This window comes from Mesorhizobium sp. YL-MeA3-2017, from assembly GCF_030814575.1.
Taxonomy (GTDB): domain Bacteria; phylum Pseudomonadota; class Alphaproteobacteria; order Rhizobiales; family Rhizobiaceae; genus Mesorhizobium; species Mesorhizobium terrae.
Genome location: NZ_JAUSVH010000004.1, coordinates 42,511 through 66,677, shown reverse-complemented (window position 1 = coordinate 66,677; position 24,167 = coordinate 42,511). Strand labels below are relative to the sequence as shown.

17 protein-coding genes are annotated in these 24,167 nt (G+C 64.0%); 8 read left to right on the top strand and 9 right to left on the bottom strand.

What is annotated here, in order from left to right; all coding sequences use genetic code 11:
- Positions 1-60: 60 nt before the first annotated feature.
- A complete protein-coding gene (locus tag QFZ88_RS29275; RefSeq protein WP_179654587.1) occupies positions 61-759 on the top strand; it encodes a DUF4336 domain-containing protein in 699 nt (232 codons plus the stop codon).
- A gap of 113 nt (positions 760-872) precedes the next feature.
- Here the strand turns inward: QFZ88_RS29275 and QFZ88_RS29270 are convergent, their stop codons facing one another.
- The 3 genes from QFZ88_RS29270 to QFZ88_RS29260 all read right to left on the bottom strand — a co-directional run bounded on the left by QFZ88_RS29270 (position 873) and on the right by QFZ88_RS29260 (position 2,000).
- Positions 873-1,061: a hypothetical protein gene (locus QFZ88_RS29270; protein WP_179654586.1), complete on the bottom strand. Its 189-nt coding sequence runs from the start codon at positions 1,059-1,061 to the stop codon at positions 873-875.
- Positions 1,062-1,158: 97 nt separating this feature from the next.
- Positions 1,159-1,662, bottom strand: coding sequence for a type II toxin-antitoxin system YhaV family toxin (locus tag QFZ88_RS29265; RefSeq protein ID WP_179654584.1), 504 nt, complete (start codon positions 1,660-1,662; stop codon positions 1,159-1,161).
- A complete protein-coding gene (locus tag QFZ88_RS29260; RefSeq protein ID WP_179654582.1) occupies positions 1,659-2,000 on the bottom strand; it encodes a type II toxin-antitoxin system PrlF family antitoxin in 342 nt (113 codons plus the stop codon). Before QFZ88_RS29260 ends, QFZ88_RS29265 begins: the two co-directional genes overlap by 4 nt.
- A 153-nt stretch (positions 2,001-2,153) precedes the next feature.
- Here QFZ88_RS29260 and QFZ88_RS29255 point away from each other — a divergent pair, with 153 nt between their 5' ends.
- The gene (locus QFZ88_RS29255; protein ID WP_179654580.1) at positions 2,154-3,872 is read left to right on the top strand and encodes an ATP-dependent nuclease; all 1,719 of its coding nucleotides are present in this window, start codon (positions 2,154-2,156) and stop codon (positions 3,870-3,872) included.
- A complete protein-coding gene (locus QFZ88_RS29250; RefSeq protein ID WP_179654578.1) occupies positions 3,859-5,277 on the top strand; it encodes a UvrD-helicase domain-containing protein in 1,419 nt (472 codons plus the stop codon). Before QFZ88_RS29255 ends, QFZ88_RS29250 begins: the two co-directional genes overlap by 14 nt.
- Before the next feature lie 2 nt (positions 5,278-5,279).
- On the opposite strand, the gene QFZ88_RS29245 is transcribed toward QFZ88_RS29250, so the two are convergent.
- The 6 genes from QFZ88_RS29245 to QFZ88_RS29220 form a co-directional block, all read right to left on the bottom strand.
- Positions 5,280-8,567: a UvrD-helicase domain-containing protein gene (locus QFZ88_RS29245; RefSeq protein ID WP_307420982.1), complete on the bottom strand. Its 3,288-nt coding sequence runs from the start codon at positions 8,565-8,567 to the stop codon at positions 5,280-5,282.
- Complete coding sequence (locus QFZ88_RS29240; RefSeq protein WP_179654576.1) at positions 8,564-11,176, bottom strand: PD-(D/E)XK nuclease family protein; 2,613 nt, start codon at positions 11,174-11,176, stop codon at positions 8,564-8,566. Before QFZ88_RS29240 ends, QFZ88_RS29245 begins: the two co-directional genes overlap by 4 nt.
- Before the next feature lie 27 nt (positions 11,177-11,203).
- A complete protein-coding gene (locus QFZ88_RS29235) occupies positions 11,204-15,193 on the bottom strand; it encodes a PIN domain-containing protein (protein WP_179654574.1) in 3,990 nt (1,329 codons plus the stop codon).
- 45 nt (positions 15,194-15,238) lie between these two features.
- Positions 15,239-16,450 (bottom strand): RHE_PE00001 family protein, encoded by a 1,212-nt coding sequence (locus QFZ88_RS29230; RefSeq protein WP_179654572.1) that lies wholly within the window; start codon positions 16,448-16,450, stop codon positions 15,239-15,241.
- 196 nt (positions 16,451-16,646) lie between these two features.
- Positions 16,647-17,081: a hypothetical protein gene (locus tag QFZ88_RS29225; RefSeq protein WP_179654570.1), complete on the bottom strand. Its 435-nt coding sequence runs from the start codon at positions 17,079-17,081 to the stop codon at positions 16,647-16,649.
- Complete coding sequence (locus QFZ88_RS29220; protein WP_179654568.1) at positions 17,078-17,344, bottom strand: type II toxin-antitoxin system prevent-host-death family antitoxin; 267 nt, start codon at positions 17,342-17,344, stop codon at positions 17,078-17,080. Before QFZ88_RS29220 ends, QFZ88_RS29225 begins: the two co-directional genes overlap by 4 nt.
- Before the next feature lie 315 nt (positions 17,345-17,659).
- Between QFZ88_RS29220 and QFZ88_RS29215 the strand changes: the two genes are divergently transcribed.
- From QFZ88_RS29215 to repC, 5 genes are all read left to right on the top strand, one after another.
- A complete protein-coding gene (locus QFZ88_RS29215) occupies positions 17,660-18,754 on the top strand; it encodes a hypothetical protein (protein WP_179654566.1) in 1,095 nt (364 codons plus the stop codon).
- An 8-nt stretch (positions 18,755-18,762) separates the two neighbouring features.
- Complete coding sequence (locus tag QFZ88_RS29210) at positions 18,763-19,932, top strand: site-specific integrase (RefSeq protein WP_179654564.1); 1,170 nt, start codon at positions 18,763-18,765, stop codon at positions 19,930-19,932.
- Positions 19,933-20,255: 323 nt separating this feature from the next.
- Positions 20,256-21,473: a plasmid partitioning protein RepA gene (gene repA, locus QFZ88_RS29205; protein WP_179654608.1), complete on the top strand. Its 1,218-nt coding sequence runs from the start codon at positions 20,256-20,258 to the stop codon at positions 21,471-21,473.
- The gene (gene repB / locus QFZ88_RS29200) at positions 21,470-22,468 is read left to right on the top strand and encodes a plasmid partitioning protein RepB (protein ID WP_179654562.1); all 999 of its coding nucleotides are present in this window, start codon (positions 21,470-21,472) and stop codon (positions 22,466-22,468) included. The genes repA and repB overlap by 4 nt, the downstream gene beginning before the upstream one ends.
- Before the next feature lie 235 nt (positions 22,469-22,703).
- The gene (gene repC / locus QFZ88_RS29195; RefSeq protein ID WP_179654560.1) at positions 22,704-23,936 is read left to right on the top strand and encodes a plasmid replication protein RepC; all 1,233 of its coding nucleotides are present in this window, start codon (positions 22,704-22,706) and stop codon (positions 23,934-23,936) included.
- Positions 23,937-24,167 lie beyond the last annotated feature (231 nt).

Genomic DNA, 24,167 nt, shown 5'->3' with positions numbered 1-24,167 from the left:
AGTCTTTTTTCTGATAAAAATCGGTGCCGCTGCCGGTTCAAGGTAGGTTGAAGCGCCTTAATGCTCGAGCAAGTGCACGACGCGCTGTGGATCGCCGAAGGGGAGAACGTCAGCTTCTATGGCGCGCCCTACCCGACGCGCTCCGTCATCGCCCGATTGGAGAACGGCGATCTGTGGGTTTGGTCGCCCGTCAGATTGACTGTGGATCTGCGCGCCGATGTTGACCGTCTGGGACCGGTCCGCCATCTCGTGAGCCCCAACAAACTCCACCATCTCTACCTGAAGGAGTGGAAGGCGGCCTATCCGGAGGCGGCGCTATGGGGGCCGCAGTCGACAATCAAGAAGCGATCCGACTTATCGTTTCGCGAGCCGCTCACGGACAATCCGCCGCACGACTGGCATCCCGACATCGACCAGGCCTGGTTTCGCGGCTCGTTCGCCATGGACGAGGTTGTGTTCTTTCACCGGCCGTCGGGCACTGCCATCGTTGCCGACTTGGTCCAGACTTTCAGCGATCGCTTTCTCCGCAAGCACTGGGGTTGGTTTCGCTTCCTCGCGCGCCTCGACGGCCTCACGCAGGACCAGGCCTGTGCGCCGCTGGAATGGCGGTTGTCGTTCATCAACCGCGCACCAGCACGAAAGGCGCGAGGGAAGGTGTTCAGTTGGAATTGCCAGCGCGTCATCGTGGCGCATGGCGAGTGGGTCCGTACGGGCGGGCACGCCCTTCTTCGGAAGTCGTTTCGCTGGCTCGGCGCTTGATGGCGCTTTGCTTCATCGGATGGTGCGAGCGGGCGCAGCACGATCCCGAAGTTGATCATCTGGTGGCTGCAGATTCTAGCTTGCGATTTGCAAAAGATGTTGTGAACACGTGGCTAACCGCCTTGCTGATCCAATCGCGCCAGGCGGTCCGGCATGTCGAGCAGCTTCATCGCCGCGGCGGCGATGGCTTCACCAACTGTCGGATAGGTTTCGTCAGAGCTGATGGAGACGCCGTCGGGAAATGTTACGGTCGCTTGATAGCCATTGCCTTTGGGCGTTGCTGAAAGCTGGATGGTAGGCATTTCACGAATCGTCCCTGGTCGTTGCCAATGTCCACGCTAGGCCGACCCTTCTACGTCGATTGCCCAGCGGAAATTTCTTGAAGGAATCTAGCCAATATCACTTCAAGCGCGTCGTGCGCGAGAGGCGCCGCTTGGACTCAACGCTCGACGCGGCTGCCAAGAGTGCGCTCCACGTGTCTGGAGGGTTCCCGCGATCCAACATCTTCCTGAAGACAGCGTAAGCGTCCGTTGCGCTCTCGTAGGCCCGCAGCGTTGTATCATCGTTCACCCATGCGAGGACGATGATCTTGGCATTCTCTGATTGTTGGTAGCGAAAGAAGAGGCGGAACTGCTGAAGGAATTTGGCGCGAAACCAGTGCTTATAATCGTCGCCGAGCGTGCTCCCCTGTCGATAGACGTCGCGAGTGGGGTCGCCGGGAACATCCTCGAACGCAATCTTCAAGACGGCCGCAAGAAGTTTCGCCGCGCGCTTTTTCTTATATGTCTTCGGGTCCTTCTGCCGGGCCTTTTCGACCGCTTCGATCATCGCCTCGAGCTGGTCGAGAAACAGCGGGTGCGCGTAAATCGTCCACCCGTTGATCTCAACGATCTCTTCGCTCATGCGTCGTCGTCCGGGAGGGCTGCATCAAGGTTGACCTTGACGCCCTTAACCAAGGCCTTGCCTCGCGTGAGCAGAGAATTCGGCACGGGCCGAATCCGTGCGGGTACGTCGGTCATATCTCGCGCTAGGAATGCGAGAAACTTCCCGATTACGGGATCACCCTCCTCCGCGCGCACCTCCTTCTTCGAGATCATGACGGTGCCGTCCGCCAGTCCGCGAAATACGACCTGGTCGCGTTTGCCAAGGGCGAGCATCTTGCGGATGGCGGCGGGCACAGTGGTCTGGCCGCGGTCTGTGATGGTCGCGGGGATCTCGAGGATTTCGGCGGTCTTGGCCATAGCCGGCTCCTTGCGTCGTCACGCTATCCCATGTAATGCATTTGCATTGTAAGTCAAGACCGTCCGCAGAGGACACGGGGATTTGGGCCCGGACTGCCGGGGACCACCGGTTCCCTGCACGTTTTGGTGGCCAGCGATCTTGGGGGAAATGGTATGGCGCTGGTTCGGGTACTTGAGATCGAAAACTTCCGGGCGGTCAAAGGCCTTCGCTGGCTACCGGGATCGGGGATAAATTGCCTGATCGGGCCGGGAGACAGCGGCAAGTCAACCATCCTTGATGCGATCGACCTTTGTCTCGGCGCTCGGCGGTCGCTCTCCTTCACTGACGCCGACTTTCACGCTCTCGATTTCGGTCATCCCATCCGCATTGCACTTACTCTCGGCGCTTTGGACGATCCCTTGAAGAACATTGACGCCTACGGCGACTTCCTCGTGGGCTTCGATGTGGCTACCGGGTTGGTAGAACCGGAGCCGGGCGCCGGCCTCGAAACCGCGCTGACTCTGCAGCTCACTGTCCAGGACGACCTTGAGCCGGAGTGGACGCTCATCTCGCCGCGCGCACAGGCTGCAGGTCGGGTCCGAAACCTCAACTGGGCAGATCGCACACGCATCGCTCCCGCAAGGCTGGGCGTCACCGGCGACACGCATCTGACTTGGCGACGCGGATCCGTGCTGACCAAACTCACCGACGGCAAGACAGACGCATCGAAGGAGCTGACCCGCGCGGCGCGTGAGATGCGCGACACCTTCGACCAAAAGGAGCTCAAGGAGCTCGAGGAGCCGCTCAAGATCGTCAAGGCAGCCGCCGGGGATATGGGTGTACCCGTTGGCGCCGCTGTGCAGGCGCTAATCGATGCCGGCTCGGTCACCTTCACGGGCGGGACCATCTCTCTCCATGACGAGGAGGGCGTGCCGCTACGGGCGCTCGGCCTTGGTTCGTCGCGCCTACTGATCGCCGCCTTGCAGCGCAAAGCAGCAAAGAACGTTACCACATTTCTGATTGACGAGCTGGAATACGGACTCGAGCCGCACCGCATCATACGACTACTCGCTGCACTGGGCGCGAAGGAAGAGAACTCGCCGCTGCAGGTCTTTGCGACGAGCCACTCGCCGATCGCCGTCACCGAGCTGAGCGCACACCAGCTTCAAATCGTCCGCGCGAAGAGCGGACAGCATACTGTCAGCCGCGCGAGCGATGCTGGAGATGTGCAAGGTACGATCCGCGCTCACGCCCACGCGTTGCTCGCGTCTTCGATTGTGGTGTGCGAGGGCGGAAGCGAAATCGGCCTGATGCGCGGTCTGGACCAGCACTTCACCGCGAGCGGGGAGACGTCACTGTCCGCCTGCGGTGCGGCCTTGGTCAACGGCAACGGCGACGAAACCTTCAGCCGCGCTCTCGCTTTGCAGTCCCTCGGTTATCGGATCGCCATTCTAAGAGACAGCGACAAGCCCGCTCCAACAGCGGCCGAGGCAGCTTTTATCAGGGGCGGCGGCAGGGTCTTCGCATGGGCCGCCGGGCGCGCGCTCGAGCAGGAGCTGTTCGCTGCACTGCCGGACGGTCCTGCGAACGAGTTGCTTGAGCTCGCTATCGAGACGAAGGACCGCGCGTTGATTGAAGCGCACATCAAGTCGATTTCCGGAGGCTCCAAGGCGCTGGGCGATCTGGAGACGGAAGCAGTTATAGACGGCCTGTCTCCCGACAGCCGCGCTCTTTTGGGGAACGCCGCAGCGCGCTTTGGATGGCTAAAGACAATCAGCACGATGGAGACGGCAGGGCGGACCATCGTGGGCCCTGCCTACGCCGCTGCCGACGGCAGCCTCACCAGCGTCATGGACGGCGTTCTTGACTGGGTCGAAGATGGCAGCCGCTGAAATCGACTTGCGTTCGATAAGCCGCGGGCTGGTGGTCGCTCCGGCGGGCTGCGGCAAGACCCAACTCATCACCGACGCTCTCGCGCGACACGCCGGGTCAAAGCCGATCTTGGTGTTGACGCACACCAACGCGGGGGTCGCGGCGCTCCGTGGCCGCCTCGATAGAGTTGGCGTGAGGCCAAGCGCTTATCGCGCCACCACACTCGACGGCTTCGCCATCAGGCTGATCTCAACGTTTCCGCAACGCGCGGCGCACGATCCTCGAATCATCAACGCAGTCCGGCCGAATTACGAAGCAATCCGCGACACGGCAGCGCGGCTCGTCGCTGCCGGCCACTTGAACGACATCCTCGCTGCGAGCTTCTCGCACCTATTCGTCGACGAGTACCAAGACTGTTCGATCCGCCAGCACTCCCTCGTAACATGGCTGGCACAAAGCCTGCCTACTGCCATCGTCGGAGATCCCTTTCAGTCGATTTTTGGATTCGGCGGCGATCCGTTGGCGAACTGGCAGACAGACGTCGTGCCGTTTTTTCCGGTTGCGGGAGAACTCGCGACCCCTTGGCGATGGATCAACGCGGGCGCCGACGACCTGGGAAATTGGCTGCTGGCCATACGGCCCGGTCTGGCGACCGGCAAGCCGATCGACGTTCGGGCCGCGCCCAGCGGCGTCGAATGGGTTCAGCTCGACGGCCGACGAGACGATTCGCTGCGGCAAGCGGCCGCCGCTGTGCACGCGCCGGGTGAGATGAAGGTCTTGATCATTGGTGACAGCACCGACCCCCGCGGGCAGCGCCGCTTCGCTCGGCAAGTCGAGGGAGCGGTGACCGTGGAGGCCGTTGACCTGCGCGATCTGACTGATTTCGGCGGCGCGCTCGATCTCGCCAGCCCGGGTGCGCTCTCCGTCGTGGCCGATTTCGCAGAGAATTTGATGAGCGCCTTTTCCGCAGACGACCTCGTGCGGTCGGTCGCGGCAGCGCGCGCAGGCAAACTCGGCCGGGCCCTTTCCGACATCGAGCAGGCGGCCGTGAAATTCGACGCATCGCAATCGCTCGCGGGGGTCGCCGATCTCTTCGCCGCGATCAATCGTGCGGGCGGCGTCCGATGCTACCGCCCCGCGGTGCTGGCGGCCGCGCAACGAGCGCTGCAACTAGCGGCCTCGGCTGGGGGACCATCGTTCCGAGACGCGACGGTCACGATCCGGGAACAGTCCAGGCTGATTGGCCGGCCGCTTGCCAGGCGTTCCGTCGGAAGCACCCTGTTGCTAAAGGGTCTCGAAGCCGACATCTCGGTCGTCCTCAACGCCGGCGTGCTCAACGCGCGCAATCTCTACGTCGCGATGACACGCGGCTCGCGCCGGGTGGTTGTCTGCACTCCGACACCAATACTGAATCCGCCCTGGTGACGCTACGTGCGTTCGATCCAGGATACTTGGCCTGGGGTCATGTAGACGACGGCACCCCGTTCCACATTCGTGACGCGAAGGTAGTCGCGCAGCTGCGCTACGTGCGCGCCATGCGCCCCCGGGGTCGGATTTACGTCCGATTTCCAGTCGACGATGAGCGCAATGCGGCCCTCCTTGATCGCGGCCGCGTCTGCGCGCCCGGCGAGGTAGTGCGGTGGATTTGCCGCCCAGACCGGAATTTCGGGAACAAGTTGGTGGAGAAAGGGTGCGAGCTCAGGGAGAGCCAACGTGCGCAGGGCCGTCTCCGCCATTTCGAGCGCGTCGGGTCCTCCTTCATCCGGCTTATCGCGGACGTTCGCTTTCAATTGGACGAGCAGCTCGGCCGCGCGTGCTGCCGCCTGGTCTCGGGTCGATCCAAGCTCGCCAGTGAGGAGTTCTTCCATAAGCTTGTGCAGGATCGAACCGCGCAGCGCGCCCGCGCCATCGATCTCCGGCAGCGCATGCGGCGCGTCGTCGATAACAAACGCGTCCACGATCTCGGCGCCGCGATCCGCATCGCGTTCGCTTGGTCGGTCCCATATGATCGGCGGTGACGCATCTGCCAACGTCTCCCCTTGGGCCGCGAAGACGGTCTCAGTCTGATCATTGGCGATGCGCTGCAGAACGCTCGGGACGGGATCAGGCAAGATGTCAGCTTGGATTTCGGGAAGCTCCTTTTGCCCGAGATTCATGACCCTCGACCATGAGCGTGAGGGTGCGCCCGGCAGCTCCGGGATCACCAGCAGATCGCGAGCGCGCGTCGTCGCGACATACCAGAGCCGTTCGCGCTGCCGTGCCTCGTTAAACTCCTCCTCTTCGCGGGCTGCTGCGAGCGCAGGCGGTTCGATGCCTCCAACGATCCAGTGGATCGTATCGTCGGATTGCCGATATACAAACTGGTCCTGAGGCTTGAAGCGGGTCGATGAGTTCACCGTAATGACAACGGGCCATTCGAGACCCTTTGAGCTGTGCATGGTGACAATTTCCACCGAGTCTTCGGACGCGTCGACCCTTCCCTCCGGATGGCGACGTTTGCCCTGCCACCCGCGTTGAAGATCGAGCGCGAAGGCGCGAAGACCAGCTACGTTGTAGGGTCTGGCGAGTTCGACGATAGCGTCAAGGTTCGCGAGCGCACGCGCGTTCCGCTGGCTGTGCCGTGCGGCCATGACCACTCGCAAGTTAAGGCGCTCGATCGCGAAGGCGACGAGCTGCATCGGCGTGAGTTCTGCGGCAAAGCGATGAAGCGCCTGAAGCTTCACCAGAACCTCCCTGGCGAGGGGATGGACCACCTCGTCCGACGGCGTGCGGAGCTGGAAGCGCCGGCGACCGTCCTGGTCGGGAGAGAGCGCCGCCGTGATATCGAGGAGGTCTTCGTCGCGTAGCCCGACCACGGGACCTCGCATGAGCGCCCCGAAGGCCAGCGTATCCAATGGATCCGAGATCGCGCGAATAAGTACGAGGACGTCCTGAAGCTCCTGGCGCCGGAATAGCGCGTGGCCCGCTTGAGAAGCCACCGCAATGCGCCGGCCTTCAAGGGCACGCTCGTAGCGCCAAAGGTCGGTGTGTGTCGGCGCGAGCAGCGCGATGTCGCCTGCGCGCAAATACCGCTGCGTCCCGTCCGGCCGACTGATCTTCAGTGCGCCGATCAGGCGCACGCACAGCTCGGCGACGGCGGACGCTTCCGCTTCGCGCTGTTCCTCAGCGTTCGCGTCTCGCTGAACGTCGATGGTCAGTTTCGCGGCCGCCGCGAAAGGCAATGCCGGCAGTTCGAGGGTCGGCGCGAGCGGTACGAATCCCGGCTGGCCTGCTTTCTCCAGAACGTCCTGAAACACGCGATTCACGTGCGCGATAATTTCCGGGCGGGACCGGAAGTTCGCCGTGACCGCAAGCAGGCAGCCATTCTTAGCCTTCGTAATGACGGACTTGGCGAGCGCGTAGGACTCCACGTCAGCGCCGCGAAAGCGATAGATCGCCTGTTTGGGGTCACCAACGAGGAACAGCGCACCGGGTCGCAAGACGGCGCTGCTCCAAGTCTCGGGCTGGGATTGCGCGGCGATGCAGAAAACGATTTCCGCCTGCACGGGGTCGGTATCCTGGAATTCATCGACCAGCAGGTACGCATAGCGGCCGGCGAGCCAGGCGCGAATATCGGGGTTCTCGCAGATCAGCGCGCGCGCCTGCCGCAGCAAGTCATCGAAGTCGAGGACGGCCGCCTCGCGCTTGCGCCGATCATAAGCATCGATCACTCCGGTTAGATGCGCAGCCAGTTCGTGCACCAACTTTTGCGCAATGGAGCCAATCAGGGTTCGGTAAGCCTCTCGTACCTCTTCGTAGCGTTCCGCTGCTTCCTGTCCTCGACGCCGCCCGTCTGATTCGCCGAGCGCCTGCCTCCAGGCGCGCATTCTGTCGTAAGGCAAAAGGTCGATGCTCTTCTGCCGCATCATGTTGATGCGCGGCGGTTTAGTCAGGCGCCAGAGCGCAGAAAATCCGGCATGCGCGTGATCGCCATTGAAAAACGCAGCGAGGCGCTCGAGATCTACTATGAGATCCGCTGTCCCGGTCTCTCTGGGTCCCGCCGCGTGCCAGCGGGAAAATGTGCTGACGGCGTCGGCGAACGTGCGGTCCGGCCGAGTCGAGAAATCCGGCGATGGCGCTGTCGCGGTGCGATGCTTTCGGCGAAGGTCTGCAAGCTCGCGCAGCCGCTCAACCACGCCCAGTGGATCGTCCTTTGCAAGAACCGCCACCGGACCGTCCTGTTGGGCGCCGCGCCCCAGCATCTCCCTCAGCCAGGTCGCAAGCACTTCATCAAAGAGGGTATCGGCAATGGTCTCATCGATCACGCGCGAACCGGGGTCCAGGCCGGCGTCGATCCCGTGCGAACGAAGGATGCCTTGGCAAAACCCATGGATCGTCGTTGCCGTGATCTCTCCGATGCGTGGTGTGGCCAAATCGAGATGCGCGCTTGCAGCTTTGTCCAGGGGCAACGAGACAATCCCGGATAGGGCGGGCGGCAGCCGTCCATTGCGGAGCTCGTCGATGGTCCAGCGTATCCGCGCCTCAAGCTCGCTCGCCGCAGGCTCGGTGAAGGTGATCGCGGCAATCTTTGAAGGATCAATCCCGTTTGCGACCATCATCGCGACGCGGGCGGCCATCAACGACGTCTTGCCGGTGCCCGCGGCGGCCTCGACCAGCATGTTGGATTCGAAATCGGTGAGTACGCGCCTGCGGGCGTTGAGATCGGGCACGCTCACGGGCTGCTCCAGAGCTTGTCGAGCGCTGCGTTCGCCTGGGCAAACACACGGCGCTTCACACGACGGTACGTATCCACGTCCGTCGGCAGAGCAATCGAAAGCGGATCGAAGAACACCGGCGCTGGACCGGGGGCGATCTGGCCACTGCGTTGCAGGTGTACACCTGCCGCGGTGAATGCGACGGCGTGGTCGATGGCGTTTTCAAGCTCTTCGTTCATCAATCTGAGGGTGCGCGCAGGGTCGTGCTTAAGGTACGTCAGCTGCGAACTCACGTTTCGAGCATCAGGAAGAAGGGACCGCACCGCAAGCGCATAGAAGACCCGCTGAAGTTCAGCACCACGATCGAACACAACTGGCTTCTTTCGCTCAGGCGCTGCTCCAACCTTATAGTCAGTAATGACGACTGCGCCGCGCGCCGTATCTTGGTCAAGGCGATCGATCCGCCCTCGGAAGGAAACACCGGTTTGTCCGATAGCGACGGGCGCCAGTGTGGTCCATGGATGAGGCTCGTTCCGAGGTTCACCGAAGGAAAGCTCTGTCCAGGCCGCTCCGCGATCTTCGCCCAGAGCGTCTGAGAGCCCTCGAAAAGCGCGCTCGCGGGCCATTGCGATGGTGTGCTCCCAAAGAAGGCCCGGTGGGACGGCCCTAATTATCGGCCAGGTTCCGGTCAGGAGCGCCGCCTCTCGATTCAGGGCGATCCCAATCTCGTCGCCGGTGCGGGGGACGCCGCCCCGCAGCACGCCTCCGATGAGCGCATGAACAAGTTCGCCAAACGAGCGATGATCGAGCGCAAGCGGCTGCGGGTCGAGGTTCTGCGCGCGCCAGTGAAGCGCGTATTCCCAGACGAACCCCAGCGGATCGCAGAGAAGCCGGTGGAGCGACGTCGTGGATTGAACTTCGGCGAGGGCCTCGACGATAAGCGGGTGGTCGGGACGGACCCGCCCGTCATGTGTGGTGTGCTGCTCGCCGTCCCACCATGCGTGCCAGCAGGCACGACTTGCGCGCACCTGCGAGTCCTTACCGGCGTCAACGGGGCGCGCGTAGAGACGATCGCTCTCGCTGAAGGCGTGTGCAGGGATCGCGCTGCGCCCCACAACCCGCTCGCGATCCTTCGGCCACAATATACTCGAGGCCTGCAGGGAGCCCGTCGCACTTCTGTAAGCGCGCGACAGCGTGTAATTCTGCGATTGGTCGATGATAATGTCATGCATCACCTGGTCGCCTTCGGCTGCGTCCGCAGACGGAAGTCGGAGGTGTCCGAGAAGGTGCTGCGGTAACAATGCATTCTCGCTCGACCGTCTTGGCCACGCGTTCGCGTCGAGCCCAATGAGGCGAACATGAGCGCGTGGCGCGGCCGCGACGTGACGGGCAGGTCCCCACGCGATCGAATTTCCTGGCTCGCGTCCATCGGCGACGCGTAGAGCCTGCAAGGAGAGCTCGATGGCTTGCGGGGGAGCCATACGCAAAGCGTCCCGCCACAAGGTGAGTGCCGATCCCTTCAAGAGACGGCGTCCGACCATGTCTGCTGATGCAATGCCGCGGGCCAATTCGTCAAGAATCGGCAACAATGCGCGTTCGGCAAGGTCGCCATCGACGCGCTCGCCGCGCGTCTGCTCAAGCGCATGCCGCCAAAGCCCTGGGCTTGTCAGCGCCGCGCTCCGGCGCAAGCCTTTGGCCCAGTCAGCAGGCAGGTTCTGTTTGGCTGGGTTACGCGGGAGACGGGCAAACAGAAGTCTCACACGCTCCTGTGACAGCCCACGTAAGAGGATGTCCGCGAGGGCAGCACAGGTCTGTCCTTCGCGGGTCGCAAGCGCTGGGATTCCGTGTGTGAAATGCACGGGGAGCCCGGCTTCGCGCGAGAGAACCAGAAATGTATCGTCCCAGGCCGTGGGCGAAGCGGATGAGATGGCAATCTGATCGGGAGGGACTCTCTCGGTCGTCACCAGCATGCGTGCCCAGCGCAGTGCTTCCCGCACTTCGCTTCGTGGGTCGGCACAGAGATCGACGGACAGAAGCGAAGCTGCTCCTGGAGGGTGCGTTTCGATCTCTCCACTAAACCAGGACCGTCCGCTGTGTCGCGATGCAATCCATCGCACCGGCACGACATCGCCGAGCGCCGCGATGAGCGGACGCCAAATGGGCTTGACGTCCGGAACGCCTTGTATGGTCACCGCTCCGACCAACTTTGGCGCGAAATGAACGCGCTCCAGGGCTGCTTTCACCAGATCGGGTGGTGACAGCATTCCGGGCGGCAGCGCGCCTCGCACGCGGTGCTCGAGCAAGGTGAAGTCTCTGAGACGCGCATTGTCGGGCAACGAGGCTGGGACCTCCATGTCCCACCAGTCTCGAAGCGCGGATAGCACAGCTGCGGGCATACCAGGCAATTGGCAAACCTTATCGATGTCCTCGTATCCGCCCGCCTCCAGCGCCTGCCTTATGGCCGGATATAGGATTTCTTGCGTCGCCGGCGCGATAAATCCCCCAGCAAGCCTCGCGGCGAGAAGAGGAAGCGTCAGGATCTGGCGGCCGGTGGCGCCCGCGCGAGCGGCATCGAGCCGCCGCATTCGCAGCGCCAGCGGGCCGTCAACAACCTCTGTTTCTATCCGCATCTCGCCTCTAATGCCCGGCGCTCTGACCTATCGGTGTTCCGGGCTCGGAGCCGCCTTCGTCTGCGCGCTCGCCCTTCGCCGCGGACGCGCTTGGGACTGATTTGCCGCACGCATCGCCACAAGCTCGCGCTCGGCCCGCCGCAAGTTGTCGAGCCCCAAGAAATGTCCGGTCACCCATCGGTCGATATATTCGCGTAAGTCCCATGACGCTCGGTCCTCGACGAGCGCAAGCACCAGGGCCCAGTCGTTACTCCGAAAACGGGTCAATTGCTCCAACAGTATGCCTGTTGCCCGCATGGTTCGAAGCTCAGCGGCAGTGCCGTTCCGCCATATCTGATGCAGGAACGCGAGAGAGACCGAGAGATGCGACATGAGATCGGCATTGCGAGTGCCGATGAATGCGCTGGCAGCCCGGTAGTCGGCAAGCTCCACGCTTGTATCCGCGTGCAGTACGTTCAATAATGTTTCGGCGTCGAGCGAGAGGTGACTGTGCCGCCGCCAGGCCAGCTTAACCGTAATTTCGGCTTGGCGCTTCGCGTCGATCAGTGACGCCTTCCTTGCAAAGGCAAAGATTGGCTGGAGCCAGACTGTCTTGATTTCGCTGCTGACAGCCGCCGTCGCCGCTTGTCGATAGTACATATCCTCCGATACGAGGACGTACCCCTCCAGCGCGACATACGCCTCGTCAAGTACGTCCGTTCCGAACGTCTCGGACAGCATCGAAGCAAGTTCAGACATTGTATCCGGGGCTGCGCCGGGAATGATCGCGCAATGTTCCTCGATCTTTGCGATCTGAGCAGAAATGAAGTTTCGTCGCGCCTCTACGTCCGCGCGGGTATGCTCTTGCCGAACATACTGTCCGTCGTGCCAGGCGATCGTCATCGACCGGTCCTCGCCGCCGAACTCGTTGTTGTCGCGGAGCGCGCGAAGCTCATCGATGCAGGACCGCGGAATCACCACCTTCCCGAAGACCGCGATCAGAACGTCGAATGCGTCTAGAGTCGCGACGGTCCAGGCTGTGTACGTATCCAAGACGACGCCGGCCGCACGGTGCTGCGCGATCACTTCCTGAGCGGCGTCGCGTTCCTGTGCTGTGCCAACGCAGGCAGCAATGTCGTGATCGAGCGATCGGACATAGTCGGCGAAACTAATTGCGTCACCTCCGAGTCGGCTCGCCACCATGCCCATCGGCAAGTGCTGCAGCAGATAGAGATCAGCGAGCTTTCTATTTCCCTCGGAGACCCTCTTGATCTCATCCAGCGCAGGCTGAACATCGCCCTCTTTCATTTTGAGGGTGTAGAAACCCTTCGCGTCGGGGAAACGCGTTTGAAAAGTTTCCATGACGTCGTGCAGCGCGTGCAGGTATTTGTGCTTTATCTCCGCCACACGCCAAACCGCGTCCGTGCCGAAGGCGGCCTTGACGGTGAACTCCTCCCCGACCTTTAGGCCCATGGCTGCAGCCGCAAGCTGGTGTTTGGGACTCACCACGCGATCTGCCGGCCGATCCGGTCCGTCGGCGATCACGAAGTCTGTTGACTCGCCATGGGTGCCTCCCAGCCTAACCCAAGCGTCCAGCCCGACCACCGTCGGTCGCGGCGTTTCACGACCGTTGAGATCAAACATCATCAGTCCGAAATAGCGCAGTGCGGCATCGGGATCGTTTTTGGCCGATTGCAGCACGCCATACGCAAATTCAAGCGCCGGCCTATGAAGGCCCTCAGCGAACATCGCCTGGGCGAGGTACATCTTCTGACCGGCCGTCCCTTTCACAGTAGAGAGATCGATCCCTTCCAAAATGGGCTTGATCTCGCCACGGCGATCCTGTCGCCGGAGCGTGGAGAAGAGCGTCAGGTAGTTCGTCAGATCTGCACTGAGTGCTATCGCTTGTCGAAGGCACGTCTCCGCCTCCTTCAGCGCACCGCGGTTGTAGTGCAGAAGGCCCTCTGCATGGAGATAGAACTCGAGGCTCTTGATCGTGGCCGGAAGCCTCTCGAAGAAGCGGATCGCTCGCTGCCGGATCGGACTGTCATTGACGAGGGCCCGAGCGAGCGATCGGAGTGCGTCATTGTCGTGATCTTCCGCAACATGCCCGTCGAGCAGGTCCGCGACGATATCGGCATCGCCACGGCGCGCGGCGTGCATTGCAACCATCAGCCGTGCGGATATGTGGCTGTCCTTCGAGATCAACTGCAGCGCCGAACGAAAAGCAGAGTCCGCGACGGCCTCCAAGCCCTCCATGTGCGCAAAGTCTGCGACGACGATGCTGGCGCGCGCATCATCGTGGGCCTCTTCGGCGATCGCTGTGATCTTCGCTTCTAGATCGTCCGGCCGCTGAATCTTCAGCTCTGCCAGTCGGCAGGCAGTCACAACAAGTCTACGCTCCACATCGGGAATGGAGTCGCTCTGGTCACGACCTATCCGTGCGACCTCGCTCCAGTGGCCGCGCGCCGCGTGGTAGCGAAAACCGAGAATGGTCGCGTCAGGTCCGGCAGGGAGGCGCCCAAGCAGATCGCGCGTGAGTTCGTCATCGTTCCCTTCGACGGCTGCCAATGCGGCGCGCTTCGCGAGCTCCACGTCCTGCGGTGCCGCCGCGAGACCCTGCCGCGCGGCTTCAAGAGCAGCGGGAAGATCATCAAGGGCGATGTACGCCACAACGAGATTGCTGCAGACAGCGGCGTCTTCCGGCCGCACGGCGCCTTCAGAGGAGCGAGCCCGGTCCCACTCGCCGCGTAAGACACCGGTTCCTGCCGTGACCCGCGCTCGCTGCTCAAGCGTCAGCAGATGGCCGTGCTGCACTTTCTCGTCACGCAAAATCTCATCGAGGTCCGCGTCTGCCGCAAACAGCCGCGCATGGCGATCATCCGGATGCGCGGCGAGCGCCTGCCGCGCGGCCTCCCACCACGCCGGCATCATCCCCCTATGGCGAAGCGCGTCGACGCGACCGACTGCGACCGCGGCTGTTCCCCTCAACTGGGGCGGAATGAGGTCAATCGGATCACCAATGGAGGCATCGAAGCGCGCAGCTTGGACAAGGTAGCCGGCGACGCCTTCGTTGGTGGGATCGGCATCCAGTGCGCCTTTCCCGAACGCCAACATCTCCTGCCACCGGCCTTGCAGCAGAAGCGAAAACGCTTTGTTGGCGACCGCTTTCGGCTCCGTCGGCGCATGGTCGTATGCATCAGACAGTAGCCGCGCTGCTTTCTCGTCGTCGCCCAAGGCCAACACGCACGAGCCGATGTTTGCCTTGATCCGAAACTTGATACGGCCGGACGCCGTGTGTTCGACGCGCGCGAGCAGGCGTTCCAGCAGTGGTAGCGCGGTGCGCGGTTTGCCGGCGTTGGCAAGGTCGCGGTATTCGCTGATCTCTGCATCCAGCTGCGCTTCGAGCGCGCTCGTGCCGCTTGTCGAGTCGCCCGGCGCGAGGCGAATGCTTTCCAGTCTCGCAAATCGGGCGTCGAGACGGGAGAAACCGGTTTCGAAAGTGGCCTTCGTCTCTTCCTGGACGAGCGCGACCTTTTCAACCTGCTCGAGAATGCGCTCGCTGAACGCGCCGTAGTCCGGATCGAACTGCTTGCGCGCCTCTGCATTTTCGCTGATCCGCTCCTCGAGCGTGTTCCAGCCCCAGACGTAGATCAGGATGGCGCGGCCCTTGGCCTTCTGCTCAAGCGCGAGTTCGCGCACCAATTCCTGGAGCGCAACGTCATCAGGGGAGGTCGTGATGATGAAGTATTCCCGGAGATCCGGCCTGAACGTCAGCGCTTTACGGACCTCCTCGCGGACCTCGTCCGCGGTTAGCGCGTGGCCGTCGCTTTTCAATTTGCATTGAATTCCGACGTGATGGGCCGGATCGCCGTTTCGCACCCCGAACAGGTCAACGCCGTTCTGGCGCTGACCGCGACGACCGTTTCGCTGGACGTTGGGGTCATCAAGAAGGCCGCGCCAAAGCACGATTGAGGCGCGCTCGAACGCCTGTTCGTCAGCGGGTTTTGGGATTTGGGTGGCGGCGAGCAATGACATTTCGAATCACACTCTACCGCCGTCGACTTTGTCGCGTGTAGTTCTTCAAAGTATTCCCCACGCCCGATATCGTCCCCTGCCGGTCGCCTCGCGCAGGCCGAGCTCCGCGACCATGTCCTGGACGGCACGCGGCGTGACTCCCAATTCCTCTGCGATCATGCCGGCAGATGCGATCGGCCGCGTCAGCACGTAGTCGAGCAGCGCCGGCAGCCGGGACGTGGAGCGGCGGCCGGCGAGCTTGCGGGCGAGCAGAGTGCGGGCGGTCAGCCAGCGGTCGTGGTCCTTCAGGCCGGCCTTGGCTCCCGCGGCGATGGCCTCGAGCTGGACCACGAGGCGGCCAGCGCGATCGTGCGGCTTGCGCCGCTCGCGCGGGATCGCCTTCAGGCCGTCGTGCAGGCAAGCAAGGTGGGCGCGCGCCTTGCCGCGTTCCCGCAACAGCGCGGCCGCCAGAAGTCGGCCGAGCCACGGCGTGTGCTGCAGCGGCTCGATCGCGGACCAGGCGTCGGCAGCCACCGCAGCCGCCAACGTCGGTGGCAGCGTGCGGGTCTGCTCGACGACGGCGCGCCACGCGTCGAGCCGTTCGTCCTCGTCCCAATCGAGATCATAGACCAGCGGGTCACGCTCCCGTGTGCGCCGCGCCCGCGTCACGGCCTCACCGGCCAGCGTGCGGTCGGTCTGGGCGATCGCGGCGTCGACCGCGGCGAAGACCTCTGACATCCGCTCGTCCGCGGCCGCTAGGCGGAGCGGCTCGGGCGCATTTGCCGCGTCATCCCCGTCATCGAGGCGAAGCCCATCGTCTCCATCATCCCGATCGCTCGTCTCGGCTTCGCGGGTGCGCCCTTCCCTGCCCCGCAATCCGGCGAGGCCTGTTGCCGACAGCGCCCAATCGGGCTTTGCCTCGGCGATGCGTCGACGGGCGCGGAGCACGGCGTGGGCGCGGGTCAGCTCGTGGGTCGGCGTGCGGACGTCCATGCCGGCGTCGTGGAGAACGAGGTCGTCGAGGTGGACGAGCTCGCCTTCCAGCCACAGACTGGCGCAGGCATCGGTGAAGTGCGTGCGCGCGGCCCAGCCCTCGCGGATTGGGCTTTTGGCGAGGCGCTCATCCAGCCGCGCCACAGAATCCTCGGCGGCCGCCAGCGGTCCGGCGACCTGGCTCCAGGGCAGCGCGTCGGGGATTTGGTAGGCGTGGCTCAACGCTTTGATAACCTTAACGGGAATCGCGGAAACGGAAGCTAACACGACTTTCGCTTCCGTCATAGCGATGCCTTTTGGCGCACGTTTCTCACTATCGATAACAACCCCTTATCGATAGTGTTGGACATAGAATCGCAAATCAACGATTCTGGCCGCGCTCAGCCCGGCACATCACGCCCGCCGGGCCTCCGATCGACGTGAGGACACGCTGCCAGCCCCCTGCCCTCTTCCGGACGCCGTCGGCCGCCGCAGGCAGCCGTCACTTGGTGCGCGGCACTTGGCGCAGCCGGCCGGCCTTGGCGAACTCCCGCAGTTTTTCCCGCGCGGCCGTCGCCAGCTTGGGCGGCAGCGGCCCGTACCAGACGCTCGGCGGCGTCTGGCGCCCGGCTGCGCGCAGGTCCGGACCCGGCCAGGCGAAAACGTTCGCCTCGTTGCAGACGATCCACGACCGCTCTGCATCGAGCCCGAGGCGCGCCTTGGTCACGGCGGGGATCTCGATCGCGGTTGCCGGGTCGGCCGGCGGGCTGTGCGTCACCGGCACCACGATCGCGACGATGCGGTCGCCGTCGCGGCGGGTCGCTGCGACGAGTGCGCAGGGCCGGTTCTTGATCCCCTCCTCCGCGCCGCGCTTGTGTTCGTCGGCCCAGAGGTAGCTGTAGCTGAGGAGCCAGCCGACCTTCGGCTCAAGGCTCACTTCGCCTCGAGCTCGGCGTTCAGGTGCTCATACCCCGGTGCCATCTCGCTCGCCTCGAGCGCGGCGATGTCCTCGTCGGTCAGGTCCTCGGCCTTGACCGCGCGCCGGTCGCGGGCGCTGAGCCGCTCGTATTCGTCGTACGACAGCACGACGTTGCGCGGCCGGCCGTGCTTGGTGATCAGCACCGGCTGGCTGAGCGAGCGGTCGAGCGCCTCGCCGACCCGGTCCTGGAACTCGCTGGCGCTGAGCGTGACGGGTGCCATGAGAAATCTCCGTTTCCGCCAAAATAGCGAAAATCGGGATAAAGTTCAAGCGCGGGTCTCCGAGGCACCCGCTCTAGTCTTCGTCTTGCTTGGCGGCGGAGGGAGCGGGATGTTCGGGGTCCGACGCCATCTCGGCCGCTTCGATTGCGGCGATCTCCGGCTCGGTGAGCTCGATAGTGCGCTGGACGAGTCGATCCCGCCTGATCGCGCGCGTACCCTCCCTAGATGCCTCGCCCGCTGTCCGTGTGCCCATACGGCGCTCTCCTTCATCCTGAAATGTGCGGAAATCCCGCTAATCCCGCAAGAGGTCCTGCCATGACCCCTCCTCCCGTCCGCCTGCCCGACTCGGCCTCGATCCAAGCGGCACTGGCCGGCCTCGACCCGGCCTCGATCGACGCCGACCTCGTCCCCGCCCTCGCCGCCGCCTTCCCTGGCTTCGACTTCAGCCTCGCCCGGGTCGACGACGACTACTGGCGCGACACCCGATCGGTCATCCAGCCGGACGGCACGCGCGTCGGCGAGCTGCGGCCGTGGATGACGGGCGAGCTCGCCAAGGATGGCGGCGACGTCAAGGCGACCTGGGAGCGCCTGAAGGACACCGGCCTGCAGATCACCGAGTGGCGTGGCGCCAGCGCCTTCGTCTTCGCGCCGACCGGCCCCGCTCCGGCCGACTACATTCAGATCGCGCTCGGCCGCGAGGTCGAGTGGCGCGCCGGCCCGGTCGTCAACCCGGACTACCGCCCGTGGGGTGAGCAGGAACTGCTCGACCCGAGCTGGCCGCGCCGTGATCCCCTGCCCGACACGGACCGCCTCGCCGGTCCGGTCTACCGCCTCCTCGACCGCGCCGGCGGCGCTTTCGTCCACGTCCGCAGCTTCCTCGACCGCTGCGGCCGCATCGAGCGCGAGAAGCGCGACGCCAAGCGGCCCGAGATGGAGCGGCGCGTCGTCCGGGAGACCGGACCGGGCGGCGCGACGCGCGAGACCCCCTTCCTCGACCTGGTGCCGGACTACTTCGAGTTCGTGCCGCGCGAGCTGCGCTTCTTCCGAGACTGGGAGGACTCGAGCGCCCGGTCGCAACGCGTCTTCGCGCACTGGGCGCTCGACGCCCGCGACTACACTCACAAGGGCGAGCGCGAGGTCGGCTTCATCCCGCGGCCGCTGAGGATGCCGAAAGAGCGCCTCCTGATGACGCCAGAGACGTCGGTCCATCAGCTCATGGACCGGATCGAGGCGGTCGACGGTGAGGTCGGCCTGCCCTTCGGCTGGTTCTTCCTGATGACCCACGGCCACTGGGTCGAGCCGGATGTCGGCCTCGCGATCGCGGAAGGCCTCAAGGCGCAGCGCGTCCGCCTTCCTGACCCGGACGCGGCGGTGCTGCTGCGCTGGGCCGAGCGACCTTACGGCTTCTGAGGCTCACCATGGACGACATCGCCAAAGGCCGATCCCTCGACGCCGAATCCCGGCGCGCCCTGGACCTCGACACACTCTCGGCCATCCTGCCGATGGACCGGCGCGACCGGCTGGCGCAGCTCCTCACCGACGACGACGTCGCGACACTCAAGCACCTCGCGCGCGAGGGCATGGGCGAGAACAGCCTGCGGGCCTTGGCGTCCGACCTGGCGTACCTCGAGGGCTGGGCGGTAGCTACGACCGGAGCTCCTCTGCCGTGGCCGGCGACGGAGGCCTTGGCGCTGAAGTTCGTGGCGCACCACCTGTGGGACCCGGCACAGCGCGAAACCGATCCGCGGCACGGCATGCCGGTGGACGTCGCGGCGGCGCTCCGTTTGGAAAGTCTGCTGCGCAGCACCGGGCCGCACGCGCCGAGCACCGTGAAGCGCCGCCTGGCGAGCTGGGGCACGCTGCACCGCTGGAAGGGAATCGAGGGACCGTTCGGCTCTCCGGCCTTGCGCTCGGCCGTGCGCCTCGCGGTGCGGGCCTCGCCGCGACCGCGCCGGCGAAAGAGCAAGCGCGCCGTGACGCGCGAAGTCCTCGACCGGCTGGTTGCGACGTGCGCGACGGACCGGCTCGCGGACACCCGCGACCTCGCCGTCTTGCTGCTCGCCTTCGCCTCCGGTGGGCGGCGTCGCAGCGAGGTGGCGCGGCTGCGGGTCGAGCAGCTGAGTGACGAGCCGGCCGTCCCGCTCGATCCGACGGACCCGAAGTCGCCGGCGCTGCCGTGCGTCTCGATCCAGCTCGGCCGAACCAAGACCGGCGACGCCGACGACGAGGGCAGGGTGTTCCTGGTCGGGCCGCCGGTCGAGGCGCTGCGGGAATGGCTCGAGCGGGCTGACATCCGGAAGGGTCCAATCTTCCGCGCGATCGACCGCTGGGAGGCGATCGAGGAGCGGGCGCTGACGCCGCAGTCGATCAATCTGGTGGTCAAGCGGCGGTGCTTGATGGCCGGGCTGGACCCGAAGGACTTCGCCGCCCATGGGCTCCGGTCGGGGTATCTCACCGAGGCGGCGCGGCAGGGCGTGGCGTTGCCCGAGGCGATGCAGCAGTCGCAGCACCGGTCCGTTCAGCAGGCCGCGAGCTACTACAACGAGGCGGAGCGCGCGCAGGGGAGGGCGGCTCGGCTCGGCTTGTAGGGGGCCGTTCGATGCGGTGGCTCCTAGGAGCTTGGGGCCGACGCGGCTTCGGCGTGTTCTCCCGGAACGCGGATCGGGCCGGCAATCGATCTTCCGGCGACGCTAGTGTTGGCGGCATTTAGGCCGGCGGAACGATTGTCAGCTGACAATTCGTTCCTGCTGGGCAGTCCGTCGGACGAGAGAAATTGTCAGCTGACAATTTTCCCGGAGCGACGCTCCGCTGGCGTTAACCTTTCGTTTACCCAATAATCCTTGACGTACGGCCCCGACTCGCGATCATTTGCGGTAAATGAAGTGATTCGCCTCAGAAAGCGTGAATGTCGATGTCGAGCCCCAAACACGCTGTTGCGGAACAGTCTACTGAGCGCGCAATAGATCAGCTCATTCAAGCGGACGCTCACGCATTGAGCGCCCAACTTCAGACACTTCGCGAGAAGCTCTTTCCCCCCGAGGCGAAAAAAACGCTACGCCGGTTCAGCAGCGGTGAGGTCGCGCGACTCATTGGCGTGACCGACAGCTACCTACGGCATCTCGCAGCTTCGGGTGAAGCGCCAGAAGTCGAGAAGACCCCGCAAGGGCGGCTTTCCTATTCCTTGGATCAGGTCCATGCGTTGCGAGCCTACCTCGCCAAGGCGAAGCCCTCTTACGGGCGCTTCCGCAGCGGAAACGAGCATCTCCAAGTCATTGCTGTCACCAACTTCAAAGGTGGATCGGGGAAGACGACCACCGCAACGCACCTTGCGCAATATTTTGCTCTGCGCGGCTATAGGGTTCTTGCGATCGACCTCGATCCGCAAGCCTCGATGTCGGCGCTCTTTGGCTACCAGCCCGAATTTGACGTCGGCGACAATCAAACGCTGTACGGCGCTATTCGATATGACGAGCAACGGAGGCCTCTCAAAGAAATCGTCAGGCCAACGTATTTCACGGGCCTCGATCTCGTCCCAGGCAATCTTGAGCTGCACGAGTTCGAGCATTCCACACCGAAGATGCTCGCGTCGACCGACCGTGACCCGCGCGACTTGTTTTTCGCCCGTGTTGCGATGGCGCTCGAGACGGTCGACGCAAACTACGACATCGTCGTAATCGACTGCCCGCCACAGCTCGGTTTCCTGACCCTGTCTGCGCTATGCGCGGCGACGTCGGTTCTCATCACCGTCCACCCTCAGATGCTCGACATAGCGTCGATGAACCAGTTTCTTGCGATGGCGTCCGATTTGTTGAGCGTCGTCCGTGAGCACGGTGGCAACCTGAAATACGACTGGCTGCGCTATCTGATGACGCGTTACGAGCCGAACGATGGCCCGCAGGCCCAGATCGTCGCGTTCCTCCGCAGTCTGTTCAACGAACGCGTGCTCACTGCGATGATGGTGAAGTCGACTGCGGTCTCTGACGCCGGCCTCTCTAAGCAAACGATCTACGAAGCGGGTCGGGAAACCATGCATCGACAAACCTACGATCGCGCCGTCGAAGCGATGGACGACGTGAATCGCGAGATCGAAAAGCTCGTACGTGAAGCGTGGGGGAGACCGGCGCAATGAAGGGACGCGACGCACTACGCGAAATGATGAGCGGTACTCCTACCGAGAGCGCCGCCGTGCCGGCGAAGCGTTCGTCGGGCGCGGTGCGCGCGATGAGCCTCGAATTGCAGCAACTCGGCAGCGAAGCCGCTGCCGCCAAATCACTGCGTGAGCAGCTTGCCAATGGTGAGGTTAGTGTCGAGCTCCAGGGTGAGCTGATTGACGCCTCACTCGTGACTGATCGCATTCCGACGGAGCACGATCCGGCGTTTGACGAATTGAAGTCGGCGATTGCGGATAACGGCCAGCAGGTGCCGATCCTGGTTCGGCCCCATCCCGAAACTAAAGGTCGATACCAGATCGCGTACGGACGCCGCCGGTTGCGTGCCGCGCTCGAACTTGGGCGGCCCGTGAAAGCATTTGTTCGCCAGCTGTCCGATCGAGAATTGATCATCGCTCAAGCGCAAGAGAACGGTCCGCGCGCAGATCTCTCTTTTATCGAGCGCGCCTTGTTCGCCGCTAATTTGAACGGCCATGGCTTCGATCGAGATACGGTTTCGCTCGCGCTGGGCGTCGACAAGCCCGAACTCTCGCGCTTGTTCACGGTCGCGAGCGGCATCACGCCAGCGCTCATCACGGCAATCGGTCCGGCGCCGAAAATAGGACGCCCGCGCTGGCTCGCGCTGGCCGAGAAGCTGACCGATGCTTCGGCGCTCAAACGCGCGAGGAAAGTGACGGAGCAGGAGGTGTTTCTACGCGCGGACACTAACGCGCGTTTCAATCAGGTGCTTGCGGCGGTCAGTTCGTCTAGCAGCGGCACCGATCGTAGGTCCGCTTTAAGCACGCCCAAAGGCCGTGCCGTCGGGTGGGTCGAGAAGAGTAAGAAGGGCCTCCGCCTTTCCACCGACGAGCCAGCATTCGCCGCCTTCATCGAGAAGCGTCTTCCTGCACTGATCCAGGAATTCGAAGCCGAGGAGGCCCGCACCGACACCGGAGACGAGAAAGGAGGACACTAGCGATTCGCAGGCATCTAAGCGGATTGTCAGATGACAATCCGTTTCCGCAAACCACCATCTGAAGGAATCAAACCGGCAAAAGAAAAAGGCCCCCAAAACGTCACCGTCCCGGAAGCCTTCTCTCAATGTTTGGCGACTGACAGAGAATCACTTCCGCGAATCATAGTCAAGAGTCTCAATCGAGACGGCGTCGTTCTGGCGAGCAGATTTCCTTTGCCCTGACCGAGGCAAAGACATGGAACCGTATCAATCAACGACGCCCTTTGGGCGGCGATCGCTGACGCTCGCCCATGTGGCAACGCAGATCGCGGCATCGTCGCGCCCGCCTGAGAAGGTCGTACACAAGTGGAAGATATACCAGGCGATCTGCCGGGCTCGGCCGAGCCTCGGCGTGACGGAGCGCGCGCTGTCGGTCCTGAACGCGCTTCTCACGTTCCACCCCGAGACCGCGTTGACGGGCGAGGACGACCTCGTCGTCTTCCCTTCGAACCAACTCCTGTCGCTCCGCGCGCACGGCATGCCGGCGTCGACGCTGCGACGCCACCTCGCGGTCCTGGTCGACGCGGGCCTCATCGTCCGCCGCGACAGCCCCAACGGCAAGCGCTACGCGCGCAAGGGCGCATCGGGCGAGATCGAGCTGGCGTTCGGCTTCGACCTCTCGCCGCTCGTGGTCCGCTCCGAGGAGTTCGAGAGCCTGGCGGCGGCCGTGGAAGCGGAAGCGCGCGCGATCAAGCTCGCCCGCGAGCGCATCACGCTGTGCCGGCGCGACATCGCCAAGATGATCGCAACGGGCATCGAGGAGGGCGTTCCGACCCGCAGGGGAGGGCAGGGGCCTGCGGATTGGGCCGAGGTCCACGCAGGCTTCCGCTCGATCGTCGAGGGGATTCCGCGAACGGCGACCCGCATCCAGCTCGAGGGGGCGGCCGAGGAGCTCTCGCAACTCGCCGACGACGTCCTCAACTTGCTGGAAAGCCACGTCAAAACACAAGATATGAGCGCCAATGAGTCCCGAAGTGAGCGCCATATACAGAATTCAAATCCAGACCCCTTAATTGATCTTGAACCTGGCTTTCGAGGAAGCCGGGCGGCGAGGGCAGTGCCAGAGCCTGAAACGCCGAGGGTTGCCGAGACGGCCTATCCCCTTGGGTTGGTGATGAAGGCTTGCCCCGACATCGCCGACTACGCGAAGGGCGGGATTTCGAGCTGGCGTGACCTACTGGCGACGGCGACGGTGGTGCGGTCGATGCTCGGGATCAGCCCCAGCGCCTGGGAGGAGGCGCAAGCCGTGATGGGCGAAATGCAGGCCGCCGTGGTGGTGGCGTGCATCCTCCAGCGCGGCGCCGCCATCCGATCGGCCGGCGGCTATCTGCGCGGCCTGACCGAGAAGGCGAGGGCCGGGGAGTTCTCGCTCGGGCCGATCCTGATGTCGCAGGTCAACGCCCAAATGCGCACCAAGCGGTCGGCGTGACGGCGTGGCGGTCTCGAGGGGAGGCGCGCGCCCGGCGCCGGCGGGTGGGATCGAGGTTCGCGGCGGTTGGGCCGGGATCCCGCGGGCCGGGTTCGGGGTGTGCCCCGGCGTTTGCGCAACTCTCCTGCCGTTCGGCCAGAGCGCATGGAGACCGGTCGCTGTTGCTGGTTCGGTTCGACGTGCCGTCGATTGCTGGGATCGTTCCAAGGTCCAGCGCAGCGTGTTCTCACT